The sequence below is a fragment of the Cellulomonas sp. P1_G12_2 genome, assembly GCF_056405535.1.
Map to the genome: position 1 here is coordinate 572,971 of NZ_JBFUBX010000001.1, position 20,975 is coordinate 593,945.

Consider the following 20,975-nt stretch of genomic DNA (forward strand, 5'->3'; position numbering starts at 1 on the left):
ATCAGACAGACGGCTTCAGCACGTAGCCGACCCCGCGCAGGGTGTGCAGCATCGGGGTGCGGCCCTTGTCGATCTTGCGGCGCAGGTAGGACACGTAGAGCTCGACGATGTTGGCCTGGCCGCCGAAGTCGTACTGCCAGACGCGGTCGAGGATCTGGGCCTTGGACAGCACGCGCTTGGGGTTGCGCATGAAGTAGCGCAGCAGCTCGAACTCCGTGGCGGTCAGGCGGATGTCCTCGCCGTCGCGGGACACCTCGTGGCTGTCCTCGTCCATCCGCAGGTCGCCGACGACGAGCACGGCCTCCTCGCGCGACGACACCGCACCGGTCCGCCGCAGCAGGGCACGCAGCCGCGCGACGACCTCCTCCAGGCTGAAGGGCTTGGTGACGTAGTCGTCGCCGCCCGCGGTCAGGCCGGCGATCCGGTCCTCGACCGCGTCCTTGGCGGTCAGGAAGAGCACGGGGACGTTCGGGTGCGTGGCGCGGACCCGGCGGAGCACGTCGATGCCGGACAGGTCGGGGAGCATGACGTCGAGCACGATGACGTCGGGGTCGAGCGTCTTGGCGGCGCGGACGGCGGCGTGGCCGGTCAGCGCGTGGTCGACCTGCCAGCCCTCGTAGCGCAGGGCGGTCGACAGCAGCTCGGCGAGGGTCGGCTCGTCGTCGACCACCAGAGCACGGACAGGGGATCCGTCGGCACGGGAGAGCGCGTCCGGGCGGTGGCTGATGGTCGTCGTCATGACCCCAAGACTGGGCCGGTTACCTGTTGTGGCCCTGGACCGAACCTGTGAGTTGGCTGAGGATCGCTCAGTCGAGGGTGTGCGGGCGGTCGTCGCCGAGGAGCGCCGCCGCGAGGATCGCCTCGATCGCGAACTGCGTCGAGGTGGGCAGGTCGACGTCGTCGTCGAGCAGCCACTGGACCTGCAGACCGTCCATCACGCCGATGATCGCGCTGGCGGCACAGTCGGCGGTCTCCCGGGACACCCTGCCCTCACCGACAGCGATCACCGCGTCCGAGATCTCGCCGCGCAGCACGCGGAACCGGTCGGTGACCCATCCTCGGGCGGGGTGGTTCTCGGTCACGGACTCGCCGGTGAGCACCGAGTAGCTCTGGACGATGCCGGGCCGGTCGACGTTCATGCGCGCGGTGCGGACCAGGTGCTGGAAGAGGCCGAGCCCACCGGGGATGTGCTGGCCCTCGAGGTCGCGGACGTCCTCCTTGTCCCGGTACTCCAGCATCTCGACCAGCAGCTGCTCCTTGGAGCCGAAGTGGTGCAGGACCCCCGCGTGCGTGATCCCCACCTGCTCGGCGACCTCGGCGAGCGAGCCGTTGTTGTACCCCTTGGACCCGAACGTGATCGCGGCGGCGCGCAGGATCTCCGCACGGCGGTCTGCCGTGGCCTGACGGGGCTGCCGCGCGCGGCGCCTGGGCGCGGCTGCGGGGGGAACGGCGTCGTCCATGACCGAAACCATACTGTGATCTTGCCACTTACTGACAAGTCAGTAAGTTGTGGTTTCATTCTCGGCAGACGACAACGCTGTCCGATCGGAGAACCCTGCTGTGTCACTCGACACGGCCACCCAGCCGCCCACGGCTGAACGGCCCGCCACAGACCTTTCGACCATCCTGGCTGCCCTCAGCCTGGAGGAGAAGACGCGGCTCGTCGTCGGCGCCGGCCTGTGGTCCACCACGGCGATCCCGCACATCGGCCTGCGCGCCATGCACGTGTCCGACGGTCCGGCCGGCGTCCGCGGTGTCTCCGACTCCGCCGACGAGACGTCCGCCAGCTTCCCTGCCCCGAGCGCGCTCGCCGCGACGTGGGACGTCGACCTGGCCGACGAGCTGGGCCACGTGTTCGCCGCCGAGGCCCGCCGGCACGGCGTCGACGTCGTCCTCGCCCCGCAGGTGAACCTCCAGCGCACGCCCGTCGGCGGCCGGCACTTCGAGTGCTACTCCGAGGACCCGCTGCTCACCGGCGACATCGCGGTGCACGTGGTCCGCTCCGCGCAGGACCGCGGCGTGGGCATGTGCGTCAAGCACTTCGTCGCCAACGACTCCGAGACGCAGCGCACCAGCTACCTGTCGCGCGTCGACGAGCAGACCCTGCGCGAGGTGTACCTGGCACCCTTCGAGCGGCTGGTGCACGACGCCCAGGCGTGGTCGGTGATGAGCGCGTACTCCGGGATCGACGACGGGACCACCGCCGCGACCGCCGCCGAGCACCGCCCCCTGCTGACCGGCGTGCTCAAGGACGAGTGGGGCTTCGACGGCGTCGTCATGAGCGACTGGGTGGCCACCAAGTCCGTCGCGGCTGCCGCCGAGGGTGGCCTCGACCTGCAGATGCCCGGACCGGACGGCCCCTGGGGCGACGGCCTGCTCGACGCGGTCCGTGCCGGGGACGTCAGCGAGTCGCTGCTGGACGCCAAGGTGCTCCGACTGCTCCGGCTGGCCCAGCGCGTCGGTGCGCTCGAGGGCGTGGCGCCGTCGGGTGCGAGCCGCGACCGGGTGGCCGACGTGGACGTGCGTGGCGTGCTGCGCGAGCTGGTCTCCCGCTCCATGGTCGTGCTCCGCGACGACGAGCACGCGCTGCCGGTGTCACCCGACGACGTCACCCGGATCGCCCTGCTCGGCCCCAACGCGGTTCACCCGTTCGTGCAGGGCGGCGGTTCCGCGTTCGTCCGTCCGGACCACCTGTCGACCCCCGAGGCGGCGATCCGCGAGGCCTTCGGCGAGGTCGAGGTCGACGTGCACCCCGGGGCCGTCTCCCGCCTGCTGCCTCCGTCGCTCGACCTGGCCGGCCGGTGCACCACGCCCGAGGGCCACGTCGGCGCGCTCGGCGAGCTGCTCGACGCCGACGGTGCGGTCCTGGCCGCCGCCGACGTGACCGACTGGAACGGCTGGCTCCGCGAGGTGCCCGGACCCGCGGTCGCGCTGCGCATCCGCACCACCGTCCGGCTCGACGAGCCCGGCCGGCACGAGGTCGGCGTCGGCACCGTGGGCAGGCACCGGATCACGGTCGGCGGTCAGGTCCTCTCCACGAGCGACCACGTGGTCGGCGCGGAGGTCATCCTCGACTCCAGCGTCAACCAGCCCGTGCCCGCGACGCTGGTCATCGACGTGACCGAGCCGACGACCGTCGAGGTCGACGCGCTCGTGCAGGCCGTGCACCCGGTGGGGTACGCGAGCTTCGCCCGCGCCGAGCTGGTGCACCGCGTCCCCGGCACGTCCCCGGACGAGCTCCTCGCGGTCGCCGTGGAGGCCGCCGCCGCAGCCGATCTCGCGATCGTCGTCGTCGGGACCAACGAGGAGATCGAGTCCGAGGGGTACGACCGGACGTCGCTCGCGCTCCCCGGCACGCAGGACCAGCTGGTCAAGGCGGCGCTGGCCGCCAACCCGCGCACGATCGTCGTCGTCAACGCCGGTGCGCCTGTGCTGCTGCCGTGGCTCGACGAGGTGCCGTGCGTCCTGTGGGCGTGGCTCGGCGGCCAGGAGTGGCCCGAGGCGCTCGCGGACGTGCTCACCGGCGTCACCGAGCCGACCGGTCGCCTGCCCTGGACGCTCCCCGCCCACGAGTCCGACGTGCCCGTGCCGGACGCGATCCCCGTCGACGGCGTCATCGAGTACCACGAGGGCGTCCACGTGGGGTACCGCTCGTGGCTCAAGCTCGGTCGCACCCCCGCGGCACCCTTCGGTCACGGCCTCGGCTGGACCACGTGGGAGTACGTGGGCGTCGTCGCGCAACCCGTCGAGGCCGACGGGTCGGTCGTCCTGGACGTCACCGTCCGCAACACCGGCGCCCGCGACGGGCGCGAGGTGGTCCAGGTCTACGTCGAGCCGCCCAGCACGGGAGATCGTCCCGTGCGCTGGCTCGGCGGGTTCAGCGTCGTGCTCGCCGCCGCAGGCGAGCACGCGGTCGTCCGGGTCCGGGTGGACGCGAAGGCGTTCCGGACCTGGGACTCGGCACAGCCCGGTTGGGTCACCCCGGCCGGTACCTATCCGATCCGCGTCGGCCGCTCCTCGAGCGACCTGCGCCTCACGGTCGACGTGGCCCTCCCCAGTCCCGCGCCGGCGTAGCGACACCAAGCAGCCCGACCAAGCAGCCCGACCAGCACAGCTCCGGTCCGACGAGATCCGCAGTCCCGTCGGGCCGGTTACGACCAGCAGTTCCACCCCAGTGCAAGGAGGCACTCGTGAGAATCCGCAAGCTCTCGACGGTGATCGCTACGGCGGCCACCCTCGCGCTGCTCGCCACCGCCTGCTCCGGCAGCGGCGGCAGCGGCGACGACAGCACCGCAGGCGCCGACGGCGTCTCGGACAAGGTCTTGACGATCGGCATGCCGAACGGCCCGCAGCAGCCCAACCAGAACCCGCTCGCGACCGGCTCCGCGTCGCTCTCGCTCGGGTACGCGTTCGCGGTCTACGAGTCGCTCATGCAGGTCAACGAGCTCAAGCCGACGGACCCCCCGACGCCGTGGCTCGCCGAGTCGGTCGAGTGGAACCCGGACTCGACACAGGCCGTCATCACGGCCCGCGAGGGCGTGAAGTGGTCCGACGGCACGGACTTCACCGCCGAGGACATCGCGTTCTCCATCCAGCTCCGCAAGGACACCAAGGAGCTGAACACCGACTTCCCCGACCAGTACGGCGACATCACCGTCGACGGCAACAAGGTGACGGTGAACTTCCTGTCCGGCCAGTACGTCAACCAGGTCAAGCTGCTCAAGCTCCTCATCGTGCCCAAGCACCTGTGGGAGGGCGAGGACCCGGTCGCCTGGACCGACGACGAGATGATCGGCACGGGCCCGTTCAAGCTCAAGTCGTTCACCCCGCAGGCCGTCACCCTGGAGCCGAACACCGACTACTGGGGCGAGACCCCGAAGGTCGGCACCCTGCGGTACGACACGTTCAACGACAACGCGGGCCTGACCACGGCCCTCACCACCGGTGAGGCGCAGTGGGGCTGGACGTTCATCCCGGACTTCGAGAACACGTTCATCGCGCAGGACCCCGACCACTTCCACCAGGTGGCGGGCGGCGGCTTCGGCGTCGACGTGCTCTACCTGAACAACGAGACGAAGCCGTTCAACGACGTGGCGTTCCGCAAGGCGCTGAACATGGTCGTGGACCGCGCGGACATCTCGGCGACCGCCGGGTACGGCGTGTGGCCGCAGATCACGAGCGTGACCGGCCTGCCGCAGCCCTCGGGCGACGCGTTCATCTCGGACGCGTACGCGGACCAGGAGCTCTCGGTCGACGTCGACGGTGCCAAGGACGTCCTCACGGAGGCCGGCTACACCTGGGACGGCTCGGGTGCCCTCGTGGACCCCGACGGCGAGAAGGTCGCCTTCACGCTGCAGAACCCGACCGGCTGGACCGACTACCTCGACGCCCTGGGGATCATCTCCGAGGGTGCCAAGGCGCTCGGTGTGGAGGCGCCCGTCGAGGGCGTCGTCCAGGACACCTGGTTCAACGACATCATCCCGCTCGGCAACTTCCAGGCCTCGCTGCACTGGACCGACGGCGGCAGCACGCCGTGGAACATGTACGCCAACATCATGGACGGCGCGTCCTACGTGCCGCTCGGTGAGTCGGCGACCTGGAACTTCGGCCGCTACCAGAACGAGGAGGTCACCCAGGCCCTCTCCGACTTCAAGGCGGGCACCTCGGACAACGACCGCGCGGCTGCCCTGGACGTCGTCCAGAAGCACTTCGTGGAGGACGTCCCCGGTCTCGTGATCTGGTCGCGTCCGGCCGTCGCGCAGTACTCGACGGTCAACTACACGGGCTTCCCCACCGACGAGGACCCGTACGCGAACCCGCAGCCGACGGGCCCGCAGGCAGCGCTCATCCTGTCGAAGCTCACGCCGACCGAGTGACGCWGGTGGTGCGGCGGGCGGGCTCCGGCTCGCCCGCCGCACCAACGCACCCGACCCCCAAGGTGACCCGATGAGCTCCCCGCACGAAGAAGACCCGCCAGTCCTGCAGGCGATCGACCTGCGCAAGCACTTCCCCGTCCGCGGCTTCCGCTCGCAGAAGGTCGTGCACGCCGTCGACGACGTGAACCTCTCCCTCTATCGCGGCAAGGTGGTTGCGCTGGTGGGGGAGTCGGGGTCCGGCAAGTCCACGATCGCCCGGCTGCTCGCGCAGCTGATGCCCGTCACGGGCGGGCAGATCCTGCTGCACGGGCAGGACGCGACCGTGAAGAACCGCCGCGCGTTCCACCAGTACGTGCGGAAGGTCCAGATGATCTTCCAGGACCCGTTCGGGTCGCTGAACCCCGTGCACACCGTGCGCTACATGCTCACGCGCAGCCTGAAGATCCACCGCGGGCGCCTGCGCGGCGTCGAGCTGGAGGCCGCGCTCGAGGAGCTGCTGGACCGGGTGCAGCTGCGCCCGGCCGCGCGGTACATCGACAAGTTCCCGCACGAGCTCTCGGGCGGTCAGCGCCAGCGCGTGGCCATCGCCCGCGCGCTCGCGGCCGACCCCGAGGTGCTGCTCGCCGACGAGCCGATCTCGATGCTCGACGTGTCGATCCGCCTGGGCATCCTCAACCTGCTGCGCGACCTGCGGGACCGCCTGCAGCTCGCGATCCTCTACATCACGCACGACATCGCGTCGGCCCGCTACTTCGCCGACACGACGATGGTCATGTACGCCGGCCGGGTCGTCGAGAAGGGCGACTCCGAGTCGGTCACGCAGGACCCCAAGCACCCGTACACGCAGCTGCTGGTCCGGTCCGCACCCGACCCGGACGACCTCGAGGCCCGCGCCCGGGGCGCCCGCGGTGAGGCGCCGAGCCTGGTGGCCCCGCCCGCCGGCTGCCGGTTCAACCCGCGCTGCCCGTTCGCCAACGACGTCTGCCGCACCGAGGTGCCGCCGCTGATGCCCGTCGGGGAGGGCCGCGAGGCCGCCTGCTGGGGGTACGCGGACCGCGAGGACCGGCCTGTGCTGGGGTCCGTGCTCGACGCGTATGGCGAGCGGCCGACCGTGGACGTCTCTGTGCTGGAGGTCGACCGATGAGGTTCTTCACCCGCCGGATCGTGTTCTACGCGATCACCGCGTGGGCAGCGATCACCATCAACTTCTTCATCCCGCGGATCATGCCGGGCGACCCGGTGAGCGCCCTGATCGCCAAGAACCAGGGTCGGATCAGCCCCGACGCCGCCGAGGCGCTGCGCGCCCTGTTCGGGCTGGACGAGAACATGTCCCTCTGGGACCAGTACGTCGCCTACTGGCAGCTGCTGCTGCACGGCGACCTGGGCATCTCGTTCACGTACATGGCGCCCGTGGCGGACGTGATCCGCCAGGCGCTGCCGTGGACCATCGGGCTGGTCGGCATCGCGACGCTCATCAGCTTCACCATCGGCACGCTCGTCGGCACCGGCATCGGCTGGCGCCGCGGCACCTGGATGGACGGGCTGCTGCCGCTGTCGACCTTCTTCTCGGCCGTGCCGTACTTCTGGCTCGCCCTGATCGCCATCTCGCTGTTCTCGGTGACGCTCGGCTGGTTCCCCGCGAGCGGCAGCTACGACCGCAGCATGGTGCCCAACCTGTCGTGGGAGTTCATCGGGTCCGTCATCTACTACGGGTTCCTGCCGGCCATGACGATCGTGATCTCGTCGATCGCGGGCTGGATGCTCGGCATGCGCAACATGATGGTCACCGTGTCCTCCGAGGACTACGTGACCGTCGCGCAGGCCAAGGGCCTCAAGGAGCGGACCGTGCGGATGGGCTACGCCGCCCGCAACGCGATCCTGCCGCAGGTGTCCAGCTTCGCTCTGTCGCTCGGCTTCATCGTCGGCGGCACCCTGGTCATGGAGATCGTGTTCTCGTACCAGGGCATCGGCTACTACCTCTTCAGCGCCGTGAACGCGAAGGACTACCCCCTCATGCAGGGGTGCTTCCTGGTGATCACGTTCGCGGTGCTGCTCGCCAACATGGCAGCCGACGTCGCCTACGGCTTCCTCGACCCCCGCACGCGTCAGGAGGGCTGACATGACCGTCGAAGCCGCGTTCCTCGAGGACCTGGAGATCACGCCCGACGCGACGGCCCCGCGCACGGGCAAGCGCCGGTTCCTGTTCATGCGCAACGCGAAGGCCCTCACCGGCCTCGTGATCCTCGGGTTCTTCTTCCTCATCGCGATCATCGGGCCGTGGATCGCGCCGTACGACCCGAACGCGCGGTCGTCGGCCATCCTGCAGCCGCCGTCGTGGGCGCACCTCATGGGCACCACGCACCAGGGCCAGGACATCATGAGCCAGCTGATCCTCGGCACGCGCAGCGTGCTGGTGGTCGGGTTCGTGGCCGGCACGGTGGCCACGGTGATCGGCGTGATCGTCGGCGTCACCGCGGGCTACATCGGCGGGTTCGGCGACGAGTCGCTGTCCGCGCTGTCCAACGTGTTCCTGGTCATCCCGCAGCTGCCGCTCATCATCATCATCGCGGGCCAGCTGCCGTCCGCCGGGGGGCTCACGGTCGCGCTGGTGATCGCGGCGACCGGCTGGGCGTGGGGCGCCCGCGTCCTGCGAGCGCAGACGCTCTCGCTCCGGAAACGCGACTTCGTCGAGGCCGCGCGCGCCAACGGCGAGAGCACGTGGCGGATCATCTCCGCGGAGATCCTGCCCAACCTCACGGCCATCATCGCCGCCGGGTTCGTCGGCACCGTCGGGTTCGCCGTCCTGTCGCAGATCACGCTCTCGTTCGTCGGCATCACGCCCACCAACGAGTGGAACTGGGGCACGGTCCTGTACTGGGCGCAGGCGCAGCTGGCCCTGCAGCGCGGTGCGTGGTGGTGGTTCGTCCCCGCCGGTCTGCTCATCGCCCTGCTGGGCATGGCCTTGACGCTCATCAACTTCGGCATCGACGAGTTCGTCAACCCGCGCCTGCGGTCGGTGGGCCTGAACGCCCGCTCGATGCGCAAGCGCAAGATCCGTCCGCGCATCGGCTTCACGCCGGTGGTCTACGAGGCCAAGGAGGATCGCGCGTGAGTGCCGTGACCACCCAGCGCGCGTTCCGGGCGAACGCCGCTGCGACCGACCCCGTCCTGGAGATCAAGAACCTCTCGGTCGACTACGGGTACGACGAGGACCCGACGCACGTGCTGCGCCAGGTCTCGCTCACCCTCAACCGCGGCGAGGTGCTCGGCCTGGCCGGCGAGTCCGGCTGCGGCAAGTCGACGCTCGCCTACGCGGCGACCCGGCTGCTGCCTCCGCCCGGTCTGATCACGGGCGGCGAGGTCGTCTTCACCGACCGCGACGGGCAGAAGACCGACATCCTCACGCTCAACGACGCCGAGCTGCGGGCCACCCGCTGGCAGGACCTCGCGATCGTGTTCCAGGGCGCGATGAATTCGCTGAACCCGGTGTACCGGATCGGCCGGCAGATCGCCGACGGCATCTCCGCGCACCTGCCGGGGGTCACCAAGAAGGAGGCCCTGGAGCGTGCCGCGGGCATGCTCGAGCTGGTCGGCATCTCCGCGGACCGGCTGCGCGACTACCCACACCAGCTGTCGGGCGGCATGCGGCAGCGCGTGATGATCGCCATGGCCCTCGCGCTGGACCCGCAGGTGCTGATCATGGACGAGCCGACGACGGCCCTCGACGTGGTCATGCAGCGGCAGATCGTGGAGCAGATCGCGGAGCTGCGCGACCGGCTCGGGTTCTCGGTCATCTTCATCACGCACGACGTCTCGCTGCTCATCGAGATCGCCGACCGGATCGCGATCATGTACGCCGGCGAGATCGTCGAGGACGCGTCGGCGCAGGACATGTACCGCCGCCCGCGGCACCCGTACTCCGACGCGCTGCTGCACTCGTTCCCGCCCCTGCGCGGGCCCAGGCGTGAGCTGACCGGCATCCCGGGGTCACCCCCGGACATGTCCAACCTGCCCACGGGCTGCCCCTACCGGACGCGGTGCGCGCACGTGTTCGACGCCTGCGCGGCGATCACCCCGGAGCTCGTCGCGCCCGCGGTCGAGGGCGACGACCCCCGCCGCTCGGTCGCGTGCCTGCGCCACGACCCCGCGACGGTCGCCGCCGCCGGGTTCGAGCCGCAGCCCGTGCCGGTGGAGCTGCAGGTCCGCTGAGCCCCGCCCTGCCCCCGGCTCCCTCTCCACGGGACTGCTAGCCGGGGGCGGGGCGGCCCTGCTCCTTCGTGCGCGGCGACGCGCGCAGGTGCACCCGCTCGCCCTGGGTGCCGAAGATGACCAGCAGCTCCACGGGGCCCGGTCCCTCGTTGGCGAACCAGTGGGGCACGCGGGTGTCGAACTCGGCGGCCTCGCCCGGAGGGAGCACCAGGTCGTGCTCGCCGAGCACCAGCCGCAGGTGGCCGTCGATGACGTAGAGCCACTCGTAGCCCTCGTGGGTGTTCAGCTCCGGGTCGGGCGTCGGCGGGGCCGGCGGCAGGACCAGCTTGTAGACGAGCATCCCGCCGGAGCGCCGCGACAGCGGGATGACGGTCTTGCCGTGCTCGGTGACCGGGCGCGGGTGGATGCGCGGGTCGCCCGTCGCGGGCGCGCCCACCAGCTCGTCGAGCGGCACGCGGTACAGGCCGGCCAGGGGGACCAGCAGCTCCAGCTGCGGGCGCCGGGTACCCGACTCGAGGCGCGACAAGGTGCTGACGGAGATGCTCGTGGCGTCCGCGACCTGAGCCAGGGTCAGCCCGCGCTGCTGGCGGACCGCGCGGAGTCGGGGGCCGACGGTGCGCATCAGCTGGTCGATGTCGTCCATGGGTCGCAGTTTGCCACTTCGGCAAGGATGCTTGCCGGTCGGCGTGGGGGCGTCTGATGCTCTCCGCATGAGAGATGTGGTGGTCATCGGTGGTGGTGCTGCGGGGCTCAGCGGGGCGGTGACGCTGGCGCGGGCACGCCGGTCGGTCCTGGTGATCGACGCCGGCTCGCCCAGGAACGCGCCGGCCGACGGGGTGCACGGCCTGCTGGGCCAGGAGGGGGTGCCGCCGCTCGACCTGCTGGAGCGCGGGCGGGCCGAGCTGGTGGGGTACGGCGGCCTGGTGCTTCCCGGCCAGGTCGTGGCCGCCGCACGCGAGGACGACGGGTTCGTCGTGACGCTGGCCGACGGGACGACCGAGCGTGCGCGACGCCTGCTGGTGGCCACCGGCCTCGTCGACGAGCTCCCCGACCTCCCCGGCCTGCGTGAGCGCTGGGGCCACGACGTCCTGCACTGCCCCTACTGCCACGGCTGGGAGGTGCGCGACCAGCCGATCGGTGTGCTCGGCACCACGGAGCGCTCGGTGCACCAGGCGCTGCTGTTCCGGCAGTGGTCCGACGACGTCCTCCTCCTCCAGCACACCGCCCCGGACCCGACGCCGGAGCAGGCCGAGCAGCTGGCAGCGCGAGGTGTGCGGGTGGTGCCCGGCCGCGTGGCGGAGGTGCTCGCCGCCGACGGCCGGCTCAGCGGCGTGCGGCTGGAGTCGGGCGAGGTGGTGGCCCGGTCCGCGCTGACCGTGATGCCGCGGTTCGTCGCGCGGCTGGACGGGCTCGCCGGTCTCGGGCTGGTCGCCGTGCCGCACGAGATGGGCGTCGGGGAGCACGCCGCGTCGGACCTCATGGGGGCGTCGAGCGTCCCGGGCGTGTGGGTGGCCGGCAACGCGGCCGACCTGATGGCCCAGGTGACCGGAGCGATGGCGGCCGGCACGCGCGCCGCCGCGGCGCTGAACCTGGACCTGATCGCGGAGGACACCGCGCTCGCGGTCGACGCAGCCCACAGGCAAAGAGGTGGTCACGTCCAGGTTGTGCACAGCCCCGGTCGGTGAAGTGGGTGTCGAGCACGCACCGCGTGACCGACAGAGCCGGGAGGCCCGCCATGAGCCTGCATGCAACCGCAGCGACCGCACCCGCCACGCTGGACCCCTGGCTGACCGCGAACGTCCGGCCCGCGGGGTCGTTCGGTCGCGCGGACGTGGTCCGGCTCCGCGCGCTGCTGGGCGCGCTGTCCGCGAGTGCGTCGCTGGTGGTGCTCGACCTCGCCGCCGTGAGCCTGCGCAGCGGGCACGCGGCCGAGGCGATCGACGAGGCGGGCTGGGAGCTCGAGCGCCGGGGCGGCTGCCTGCTGTGCATCAACGCGGACGCCGACGTGCGCGCGCGGCTGGACGGCTGCCGGCACGCCGTGGTGGTCGGGCCGGGGGAGCCGACGCCGCTGCCGTGAGGCTGTCTGCACGTCGGAACGGCACCGGGTGCACCCCTTCGGGTGACCTACCTTGGTGCGGTGAGCGACACCCCCGTCATCCCCGCACCGTCGCGGCAGGCTCCGGCCGCCGCGGACCGGCGTGGTGTGGTCGTCGCGATCGCGGTCGTCGTGGCGGTGCTCTCGTTCGCGGGGGTGTTCGTGCTCTGGCGCGTGTTCGTCGACACGCTGGCGGGTCAGCAGGTGGAGAACGCCGCGCTCCAGGGCGCCCTGTACGGCCAGACGCAGCTGTGGCGGGTGGCCGAGCGGGTGCTCGACGTGGTGTCGGTGAGCGCCATCGCCGCCGTCCTCCTCGGCGCGATGCTCATCGCCGCGCTGCGCCGCCGCTGGTCGCTGGCCGTGCAGGTGGCCGTGCTGATGATCGGTGCCAACCTCACCACCCGCGTGCTCAAGAACGCGGTCCTCTACCGCCCGGACCTCGGGGTGGAGGCCAGCTACGGCAACACCCTGCCCAGCGGGCACACCACGGCGGCCGCCTCGATCTCGGCGGCGCTGCTGCTCGTGGTCCCGCCGCGCATGCGCCCGTGGGCGGCCGTGCTCGGCGCCGGCTACACGACGGCGACGGGCGTCTCGACCCTCATCGGTCAGTGGCACCGGCCGTCGGACGTCGTCGCGGCGGTGCTCGTCGTCCTCGCGTGGACCGCGATCGCCTGCGCGCTCGTCGCGCTGACGCCCGCGCGGCCGTCGACCGCGACCGGTGCCCTCCGCCTCGCGTCGGACCCGCCCCCGGCGCCCGCCACGATGCGCGCGGTGCTCGCGGGGCTCGTCATCGTGGGTGTCGGCGCGGGGGCGTCCGCGGCGGTCGCCCTCTCGCACACGTGGAACAACCGGGACGATCTGGAGGCCCGCGCCGAGCAGGTGACCGCCTATCTGGGCGGTGCCGCGGGCGCCCTGATGGCGTCGTGCCTGGCGTTCGCGGTCATGCTGGTGCTGCGGCAGGCCGCGGCATCGCGATTGCCGCGGGGTTGACGGCACGCCGTAGAGTCCCCAGCGGTGAACGAGGAAGCGGGTCGTCCGGCCCGCCGAAGTCTGAGAAGGGCCTGACCGATGTCTGCAGGGCGCAAGCTCGTGATCGTGGAGTCGCCTGCCAAGGCGCGCACGATCGCCGGGTACCTCGGCGAGGAGTACGACGTCGAGGCGAGCGTCGGGCACATCCGTGACCTCCCCCAGCCCTCGGAGCTGCCGGCGGACATGAAGAAGGGTCCGTTCGGCAAGTTCGCGGTCGACGTGGACAACGGCTTCGCGCCGTACTACGTGGTCGACGCGGACAAGAAGAAGAAGGTCAGCGAGCTCAAGAAGCTGCTGAAGGACTCCGACGAGCTCTTCCTGGCCACCGATGAGGACCGCGAGGGCGAGGCCATCGCCTGGCACCTGCTGCAGGAGCTCAAGCCCAAGGTCCCCGTCAAGCGCATGGTGTTCCACGAGATCACCCGCGAGGCCATCCAGCGCGCGCTGGCCAACACCCGCGAGCTGGACGACCGGCTGGTCGACGCCCAGGAGACCCGCCGCATCCTCGACCGGCTGTACGGGTACGAGGTCAGCCCCGTGCTCTGGCGCAAGGTCCGTCAGGGCCTGTCGGCCGGCCGCGTGCAGTCCGTCGCGACGCGGCTGGTGGTCGAGCGCGAGCGCGAGCGCATGGCGTTCGTCGCCGCCGACTACTGGGACGTGACGGGCACGTTCGCCGTCGCCGACGAGGCCGAGCCGTCCTTCGACGCCCGCCTGACGTCGGTCGACGGGCAGCGTGTCGCCAGCGGGCGTGACTTCCTGGACACCGGGCAGCTGCGGGCCGCCGACGTCGCCCACCTCGACGAGGCGCGGGCGACGTCGCTCGTCGCCGGCCTCGCCGACGCGTCGTTCTCGGTGGCCTCGCTGGAGACCAAGCCGTACACGCGCCGCCCCGCCGCCCCGTTCACCACCTCGACCCTCCAGCAGGAGGCGTCGCGCAAGCTGCGGATGGCGTCCCGGCAGACCATGCGCACCGCGCAGGGGCTGTACGAGAACGGCTACATCACCTACATGCGTACGGACTCCTCGTCGCTGAGCACGCAGGCGATCGACGCCGCGCGGCGGCAGGCCTCGGAGCTGTACGGCGCCGAGTACATCCCCGACGCGCCCCGCGTGTACACGAGCAAGGCCAAGGGTGCCCAGGAGGCCCACGAGGCCATCCGGCCCGCCGGTGACCACTTCCGGACCCCGGCGCAGGTGGCCAAGGAGCTGTCCGGCGACCAGTTCCGCCTGTACGAGCTGATCTGGAAGCGCACCGTCGCCTCGCAGATGGCCGACGCCCGCGGTCAGACCGCCTCGGTCCGCCTCGGTGCCACCGCGGCCGAAGGCACCGACGTCCTGTTCTCGGCGTCGGGCACGGTCATCACGTTCCGCGGGTTCCTCGCCGCGTACGAGGAGGGTCGCGACGTCTCGCGGTACTCCGAGGACGCCGAGGAGGCCCCGGCCGAGAAGGACGACGCCCGCCTGCCGAAGATGTCCGAGGGCGACCCGCTGTCGGCGTCGGACCTCACCGCCGACGGCCACCGCACGTCCCCGCCGCCGCGCTTCACCGAGGCCTCGCTGGTCAAGGCGCTCGAGGAGCGCGGGATCGGCCGCCCGTCCACCTACGCCGCGACGATCTCCGTCATCCAGGACCGCGGGTACGTGACCGGTCGCGGGCAGGCCCTCGTGCCGTCGTGGCTGGCGTTCGCAGTCACGCGACTGCTCGAGGAGAACTTCGACTGGCTGGTCGACTACGACTTCACCGCCGAGATGGAGGAGGACCTCGACGCCATCGCGGCGGGGGACAAGGACCGCGTGGCGTGGCTGTCGAGGTTCTACTTCGGCGACGGCTCGGGCAACGAGGAGGGCGAGGGCCTGCGGGACCTCGTCGCCAACCTCGGTGACATCGACGCCCGCGAGGTCAACTCGATCCCGATCGGCGAGGGCATCGTCCTGCGCGTCGGCCGGTACGGGCCGTACCTCGAGGACTCTCTGGCGGAGCCGGCTGAGGACGGCACCACCCGGCGCGCGTCGGTCCCCGAGGAGCTGGCACCCGACGAGCTCACCGTGGCCAAGGCGCGCGAGCTCCTGGAGACGCAGCCCGAGGGCGACCAGGTGCTTGGCACCGACCCCGTCGCCGGCACCCCGATCGTCGCGCGCAACGGCCGCTACGGCCCGTACGTGACCGAGATCCTGCCCGACCCGGAGATCGACACGTCGCTGTCGGCCGCCGCGCAGAAGCGGGCGCTGGCCGCCGCCCCGAAGCCGCGCACCGCGTCGCTGTTCAAGTCGATGTCGCTGCAGTCGGTGACCCTCGACGACGCCCTCATGCTCCTGTCGCTGCCGCGCGTGGTCGGCGTGGACCCCGAGTCCGGGACCGAGATCACCGCGCAGAACGGCCGCTACGGCCCGTACCTGAAGAAGGGCACGGACTCGCGCACGCTGGCCTCGGAGGAGGCGCTCTTCTCGACGACGCTCGACGAGGCGCTGGCCATCTACGCGCAGCCCAAGCGCGGCCGCGGCGCGACGTCGGCACCGCCCCTGCGTGAGCTGGGCGACGACCCGACGTCCGAGAAGCCGATCACCGTCAAGGAGGGGCGCTTCGGCGCCTACGTCACGGACGGGGTCACCAACCGGACCCTCCCGCGGGACCTCACGCCCGAGTCGATCACGCGCGAGCAGGCGGTCGAGCTGCTGGCCGAGAAGCGTGCGTCGGCCCCCGCGAAGAAGAAGGCCCCCGCCCGCCGCACACCGGCCAAGAGCAAGGCCGCCGCCAAGAAGTAGGGCTCAGCCGAACAGGCTCTCGCGGGTCACGGTCGGGTCCGCGCGGCCGTCGAGCACGCGACGGCAAGGCGGTCCGCCCGGCGAGCTCGTGAGTTCTGGGCGAGTTCGTGAGCTGCGGCTCACGAACTCGACTCGTCCTCACGAACTCGGCGCCGCGGCGGCCCGGACCGGCACCGGCCCGGCATGGCGCGCACCGCCACGCGCGCTAGGTTGTGGCCCATGGCTGACCGCGCTGAAGACCCCCGTTCCGCACCGCCGATCCGCTGGGGCATCCTCGGCGCCGGCAACATCGCCGCGACGTTCGCGTCGGCCGTCAACGCGCACACCCGCGCGCAGCTGGTCGCGGTCGGCTCGCGCAACAAGGACCGTGCGGAGCGGTTCGCCACGGCGCACCACATCCCCACCACCCACGTGGGCTACCGCGAGCTCGTCGAGGACGCGCAGGTCGACGCCGTCTACATCGCGACCCCGCACTCCGAGCACAAGGAGCAGGCGCTCCTGGCCATCAAGGCCGGCAAGCACGTGCTGGTCGAGAAGGCGTTCACGCGGAACGCCGGGGAGGCCGAGGAGGTCTTCGCCGCCGCACGCGCCGCCGGGGTGTTCGTCATGGAGGCGATGTGGACGCGGTTCCTGCCGCACGTCTACGCGCTCCACCAGGTGATCGACGCCGGGGAGATCGGCGAGATCATCAACCTGTCCGCCGACCACGGTCAGGCGTTCACGTTCGACCCGAAGAGCCGGCTGTTCGACCCGGCGCTGGCCGGCGGCGCCCTGCTCGACCTGGGTGTGTACCCCGTCTCGTTCGCCCATGACTTCCTCGGCGTCCCCGATGGCGTGCAGGCGGTCGGGCAGCTGACCACCACGGGCGTCGACGGCCAGATCTCCATGGTCCTGTCCTACGGGGACCGGGCGCAGGCCACCCTGTCGACGACGATGTGGGCCAAGACGCCGACGATGGCGCTCATCTCGGGCACCGAGGGCAACATCGTGGTCAAAGGCAGCTTCTACGCCCCGACCTCGTTCCACGTGCAGCGCCTCGACGGCCGGGTCTGGGAGTTCAACCAGCCGGGCACCAAGGGCCTGCAGTACGAGGCCGCGGAGGTCGCCCGCCGGGTGGCCGAGGGCGCCACGCAGAGCCCGCGGATGACCTGGGGCAACACCCTCGAGGTGCTGCGGACCATGGACACGATCCGCTCGCAGATCGGCGTCGGCTACCCCGGGGAGTGAGGCGCCCGGGCTGTCACCGGCGGCGGCTACCCTGACGCAGTGACCTCGCCTCCTGCTGGCCTCTTCCTCTCCTTCGAGGGCGGCGACGGCGCCGGCAAGTCGACGCAGGCGCGCCTCCTGGGCGAGTGGCTCACCGGCCTCGGCCGCGAGGTCGTGCTCACGCGGGAGCCCGGCGGCACCGAGCTCGGCGTCCTGCTGCGGGACGCGGTCCTGCACGGCGACCACGTCGACGCACGCACCGAGGCACTCCTGTACGCCACCGACCGCGCGCACCACGTGGCGTCGCTGGTCCGCCCGGCGCTGGCCCGCGGTGTCGTGGTCGTCACCGACCGCTACCTCGACTCCTCCGTGGCCTACCAGGGCAGCGGCCGGGACCTGGGGGCCGACGAGGTCGAGCGCCTCTCCCTGTGGGCCGTCGACGGGCTGCTCCCGGCGCTGACCGTGCTGCTGGACCTCGATCCCGTGGCCGGCAAGGCGCGGCTGACGGGGGACCCGGACCGGCTCGAGAGGGCCGGCGACGAGTTCCACCGGCGCACGCGTGAGGCGTTCCTCGGCCGGGCCGCAGCCGAGCCCGGCCGGTGGCTCGTGCTGGACGCGACGCGGCCGGTCGACGAGCTCGCCGCCGCGGTGCGCGAGCGCGTGGCACCGCTGCTCGGGGTCGCGCCGTGACCAGCGTCTGGGACGACGTCGTCGGCCAAGAGCCCGCGGTCGAGGTGCTCCGGCACGCCATCGAGGACCCCGCGGCGATGACCCACGCGTGGCTGCTGACCGGACCCCCCGGATCGGGACGGTCGAACGCTGCCCGCGCGTTCGCCGCGGCTCTGCAGTGCGCGACCGGCGGCTGCGGCGTCTGCCACGACTGCACCACCACCCTGCGCGGGCTGCACCCGGACGTCACGGTCGTCGCCACCGAGGGCGTGTTCATCCGCGCCGAGACCGCCCGCCCGCTGGTGGAGCTCGCGCAGCGGTCCCCCTCGCAGGGGCGGCACCGGGTCATCATCATCGAGGACGCCGACCGGCTGAACGACACCAGCGGCAACTCGCTGCTCAAGGCCATCGAGGAGCCGGCCGGCCGCACGGTCTGGGTGCTCTGCGCGCCGAGCCCGCAGGACGTCCTGGTCACCATCCGGTCCCGCAGCCGGTCGGTGGCGCTCCGGGTTCCACCGGTCGACGCGGTCGCGGCCCTGCTGGTGTCGCGCGACGGGATCGACCCGCAGGTGGCCATGGTCGCGGCCCGCGCGGCGCAGAGCCACGTCGGGATCGCCCGACGGCTGGCCCGGGACCCCGAGGCTCGCGCACGCCGGTCCGCGGTGCTGGGCATCGCGGCGAAGATCCGCGGGGTCGGCGACGCGGTCATGGCGGCCGGTGAGCTCGTCGAGACCGCGCAGGCCGACGCCAAGGCCGCCACCGAGCAGCGGGACGCCGAGGAGAAGGCGGAGCTGCTCCGGTCGATGGGCGCCGAGGGCGCAGCCACCCTGCCGCCCTCCCTGCGCACCCAGGTGCGGCAGCTGGAGGAGGACCAGAAGCGCCGGGCCACCCGCGCGCAGCGGGACGTGCTGGACCGCGCGATGGTCGACCTGCTCTCGCTCTACCGGGACGTGCTCGTCGTGCAGCTGGGAGCAGGCGTCGAGCTGGTGAACGTCGAGCACGAGGCGTCGGTCCGTGCACTGGCGGAGGCGAGCACGTCCGTCCAGACCCTGCGCCGGATGGATGCGGTCGGTCAGGCGCGCACCCGCCTGGCGGGGAACGTGGCCCCGTTGCTCGCCGTCGAGGCGATGGCGGTGGCGCTGCGTCCGCAGGGCTGATCGTCCGCGCCGGTTGTGCAGATCGAGTGACGGCTGCGCACCCTGGGCGGACCGGGCGACTGTGGCTCAGGATCGGCGGCTACCGTGTGCGCATGCCGCTCTCCGCCCGCCTCGTCGCGCCCGCGGGCGTCGAACGTGACCGGCGGCCACGCCTCGCCGCTGCCCTCGTCAGTGCCGCCCTCGTCGTCGTCGTCCTGCTCGCCGGGTGCGTGGCACCCAAGAACCAGGCGTCGGCCCCCGCCGAGGGCACGAGCACGGCGGCGCCGTCCGACGGGGCGACCGGTGACCTCGCCCAGTTCTACGGGCAGCAGCTCGAGTGGACGACGTGCGCGGAGGGCGAGTGCGCGACGGCGCAGGTTCCGGTGGACTACGCGAACCCGTCCGGCCCGTCGATCGGGATCGCACTGGCGCGACTCAAGGCGACCGGGGGCGAGCCGCTCGGCTCCCTGCTGGTCAACCCCGGAGGCCCGGGTGTGTCCGGCGTCGACTTCCTCGCCTCGCTCTCGTCGACGGTGAGCCCGGACGTGCGGCTGCAGTACGACCTCGTCGCGTTCGACCCGCGCGGCGTCCAGCGGTCCAGCCCCGTGGACTGCGTCGACGGGCCTGCCCTGGACGAGCTTCTCGCCTTCGACCCGGACTACTCCACCGACGCGGGCATCCAGACGGTCATCGACATGTACGGCGAGCTCGGAGTCGGCTGCGCGGAGCGGACGGGCGACGTCCTGGGGCACGTCGACACCGTCAGCGCGACCCGCGACCTCGACATCCTGCGCGGCGCGCTCGGTGACGAGAAGCTCTCCTACCTCGGCTACTCCTACGGGACGGTGCTCGGCTCCACGTACGCGGCCCTGTTCCCCGCGAAGGTGGGCCGCCTGGTGCTGGACGGCGCCAAGCCGCCCACGCTGACCACCACCGAGGTGTCGCAGGGGCAGGCCGTCGGCTTCGAGACCGCCCTGCGCGCCTATATCACCGACTGCCAGGCCGGTCCCCGGTGCCCCCTGGACGGGTCCGCCGACGACGGTCTCGCCCAGATCAAGGACCTGCTCGACCGCGCGCGCAGCAACCCCCTGTCCACCGGCACGGCCCGTGATCTGACCGCCTCGCTGGCCTTCTACGGGATCGCGATGCCGCTGTACTCGCAGTCGTACTGGCCCTACCTGACGCAGGCCCTGACGGCGGCGCTCGAGAGCAACGACGGCTCGATGCTCCTCCAGCTGGCCGACCAGTACTTCGACCGGGAGCCGGACGGCACCTACAGCACGAACGCGATGGTGGCGTTCTTCGGGATCAACTGCCTGGACAGCCGCGACCCCGCCGACTTCGACGCCATGCGCGCCGAGGCCGCCCAGATCGAGGCCGCGGCGCCGACGGTCGGCGTCTTCTTCGGCTACGGCCCTACGGTGTGCGCCCAGTGGCCCGTCCCCGAGGTCGGGGGGCTCCCCTCGTACACGGCCGAGGGCGCGGCACCCATCCTCGTCGTCGGTACCACCGGCGACCCGGCGACCCCGTACGCGTGGGCCGAGGAGATGGCCGACCTCTTGTCGTCGGGCGTGCTGCTGACCTACGAGGGGGAGGGCCACACCGCCTACGGCTCCTCGAACGAGTGCATCGCCGCCGCCGTCGACGGGTACCTGCTGGCGGGGACAGTCCCGGCCGACGGGACCCGTTGCTGACGATCCCGCTCGCTTTGGAGCGGCGGGGGTCTGCCGGGTACAGTAAGCGGGCTCGCCGGGGACCACGGTCCACGACGACGCCGCCTTAGCTCAGTCGGCAGAGCGTCTCACTCGTAATGAGAAGGTCAAGAGTTCGATTCTCTTAGGCGGCTCCACCACGAAGGCCCCGTGACCAGCGACATCGCTGGCGCGGGGCCTTCGACATGCCCGGGCCTGCGCCCTTTGAGGCTGCCCGTGGTCCCAATCTTGGACTCGGTGCGCGGCGCAGCGGTGCACGGGCGGGCCGATTGGAGGGCTG

17 protein-coding genes and 1 tRNA gene are annotated in these 20,975 nt (G+C 71.9%); 15 read left to right on the top strand and 3 right to left on the bottom strand.

The window, feature by feature from the left end:
• Nucleotide 1 precedes the first annotated feature (1 nt).
• On the bottom strand, nt 2-739 hold the full coding sequence (locus tag AC1DXT_RS02835; protein ID WP_200938415.1) for a response regulator transcription factor: 738 nt from the start codon (nt 737-739) through the stop codon (nt 2-4).
• Between the two features lie 67 nt (nt 740-806).
• Nucleotides 807-1,460 carry a TetR/AcrR family transcriptional regulator gene (locus AC1DXT_RS02840; RefSeq protein WP_477059852.1) on the bottom strand — a complete coding sequence of 218 codons (654 nt, stop codon included), beginning with the start codon at nt 1,458-1,460 and terminating at the stop codon, nt 807-809.
• Nucleotides 1,461-1,560: 100 nt separating this feature from the next.
• On the opposite strand from AC1DXT_RS02840, the gene AC1DXT_RS02845 reads away from it, so the two are divergent.
• From AC1DXT_RS02845 to AC1DXT_RS02870, 6 genes are all read left to right on the top strand, one after another.
• Complete coding sequence (locus tag AC1DXT_RS02845; RefSeq protein ID WP_477059853.1) at nt 1,561-4,074, top strand: beta-d-glucosidase; 2,514 nt, start codon at nt 1,561-1,563, stop codon at nt 4,072-4,074.
• 116 nt (nt 4,075-4,190) lie between these two features.
• Complete coding sequence (locus tag AC1DXT_RS02850) at nt 4,191-5,876, top strand: ABC transporter substrate-binding protein (RefSeq protein ID WP_477059854.1); 1,686 nt, start codon at nt 4,191-4,193, stop codon at nt 5,874-5,876.
• A gap of 70 nt (nt 5,877-5,946) precedes the next feature.
• Nucleotides 5,947-7,020 carry an ABC transporter ATP-binding protein gene (locus AC1DXT_RS02855; RefSeq protein ID WP_477059855.1) on the top strand — a complete coding sequence of 358 codons (1,074 nt, stop codon included), beginning with the start codon at nt 5,947-5,949 and terminating at the stop codon, nt 7,018-7,020.
• Nucleotides 7,017-7,994, top strand: a complete 978-nt coding sequence (locus AC1DXT_RS02860; protein ID WP_477059856.1) for an ABC transporter permease — start codon at nt 7,017-7,019, stop codon at nt 7,992-7,994. Before AC1DXT_RS02855 ends, AC1DXT_RS02860 begins: the two co-directional genes overlap by 4 nt.
• Before the next feature lies 1 nt (nt 7,995).
• Nucleotides 7,996-8,988, top strand: coding sequence for an ABC transporter permease (locus tag AC1DXT_RS02865; protein ID WP_477059857.1), 993 nt, complete (start codon nt 7,996-7,998; stop codon nt 8,986-8,988).
• Nucleotides 8,985-10,085, top strand: coding sequence for an ABC transporter ATP-binding protein (locus AC1DXT_RS02870; protein ID WP_477059858.1), 1,101 nt, complete (start codon nt 8,985-8,987; stop codon nt 10,083-10,085). The genes AC1DXT_RS02865 and AC1DXT_RS02870 overlap by 4 nt, the downstream gene beginning before the upstream one ends.
• Nucleotides 10,086-10,122: 37 nt before the next feature.
• Here the strand turns inward: AC1DXT_RS02870 and AC1DXT_RS02875 are convergent, their stop codons facing one another.
• Complete coding sequence (locus tag AC1DXT_RS02875) at nt 10,123-10,728, bottom strand: helix-turn-helix domain-containing protein (protein ID WP_477059859.1); 606 nt, start codon at nt 10,726-10,728, stop codon at nt 10,123-10,125.
• Between the two features lie 67 nt (nt 10,729-10,795).
• Between AC1DXT_RS02875 and AC1DXT_RS02880 the strand changes: the two genes are divergently transcribed.
• From AC1DXT_RS02880 to AC1DXT_RS02920, 9 genes are all read left to right on the top strand, one after another.
• On the top strand, nt 10,796-11,770 hold the full coding sequence (locus AC1DXT_RS02880) for an NAD(P)/FAD-dependent oxidoreductase (protein ID WP_477059860.1): 975 nt from the start codon (nt 10,796-10,798) through the stop codon (nt 11,768-11,770).
• Between the two features lie 50 nt (nt 11,771-11,820).
• Nucleotides 11,821-12,162 carry a hypothetical protein gene (locus tag AC1DXT_RS02885; RefSeq protein ID WP_477059861.1) on the top strand — a complete coding sequence of 114 codons (342 nt, stop codon included), beginning with the start codon at nt 11,821-11,823 and terminating at the stop codon, nt 12,160-12,162.
• Nucleotides 12,163-12,222: 60 nt separating this feature from the next.
• A complete protein-coding gene (locus AC1DXT_RS02890) occupies nt 12,223-13,170 on the top strand; it encodes a phosphatase PAP2 family protein (protein WP_477059862.1) in 948 nt (315 codons plus the stop codon).
• 78 nt (nt 13,171-13,248) lie between these two features.
• Nucleotides 13,249-15,972: a type I DNA topoisomerase gene (gene topA / locus AC1DXT_RS02895; RefSeq protein ID WP_477059863.1), complete on the top strand. Its 2,724-nt coding sequence runs from the start codon at nt 13,249-13,251 to the stop codon at nt 15,970-15,972.
• A 219-nt stretch (nt 15,973-16,191) separates the two neighbouring features.
• Entirely contained in the window at nt 16,192-17,199 is a 1,008-nt protein-coding gene (locus AC1DXT_RS02900; protein WP_477059864.1) for a Gfo/Idh/MocA family protein, read from the top strand.
• A gap of 39 nt (nt 17,200-17,238) precedes the next feature.
• A complete protein-coding gene (gene tmk, locus AC1DXT_RS02905) occupies nt 17,239-17,868 on the top strand; it encodes a dTMP kinase (protein ID WP_477059865.1) in 630 nt (209 codons plus the stop codon).
• Complete coding sequence (locus AC1DXT_RS02910; protein ID WP_477059866.1) at nt 17,865-19,004, top strand: DNA polymerase III subunit delta'; 1,140 nt, start codon at nt 17,865-17,867, stop codon at nt 19,002-19,004. Before tmk ends, AC1DXT_RS02910 begins: the two co-directional genes overlap by 4 nt.
• 92 nt (nt 19,005-19,096) lie before the next feature.
• A complete protein-coding gene (locus tag AC1DXT_RS02915; RefSeq protein WP_477059867.1) occupies nt 19,097-20,677 on the top strand; it encodes an alpha/beta hydrolase in 1,581 nt (526 codons plus the stop codon).
• 79 nt (nt 20,678-20,756) lie between these two features.
• Nucleotides 20,757-20,832 (top strand) — tRNA-Thr (locus AC1DXT_RS02920).
• Nucleotides 20,833-20,975: the final 143 nt, after the last annotated feature.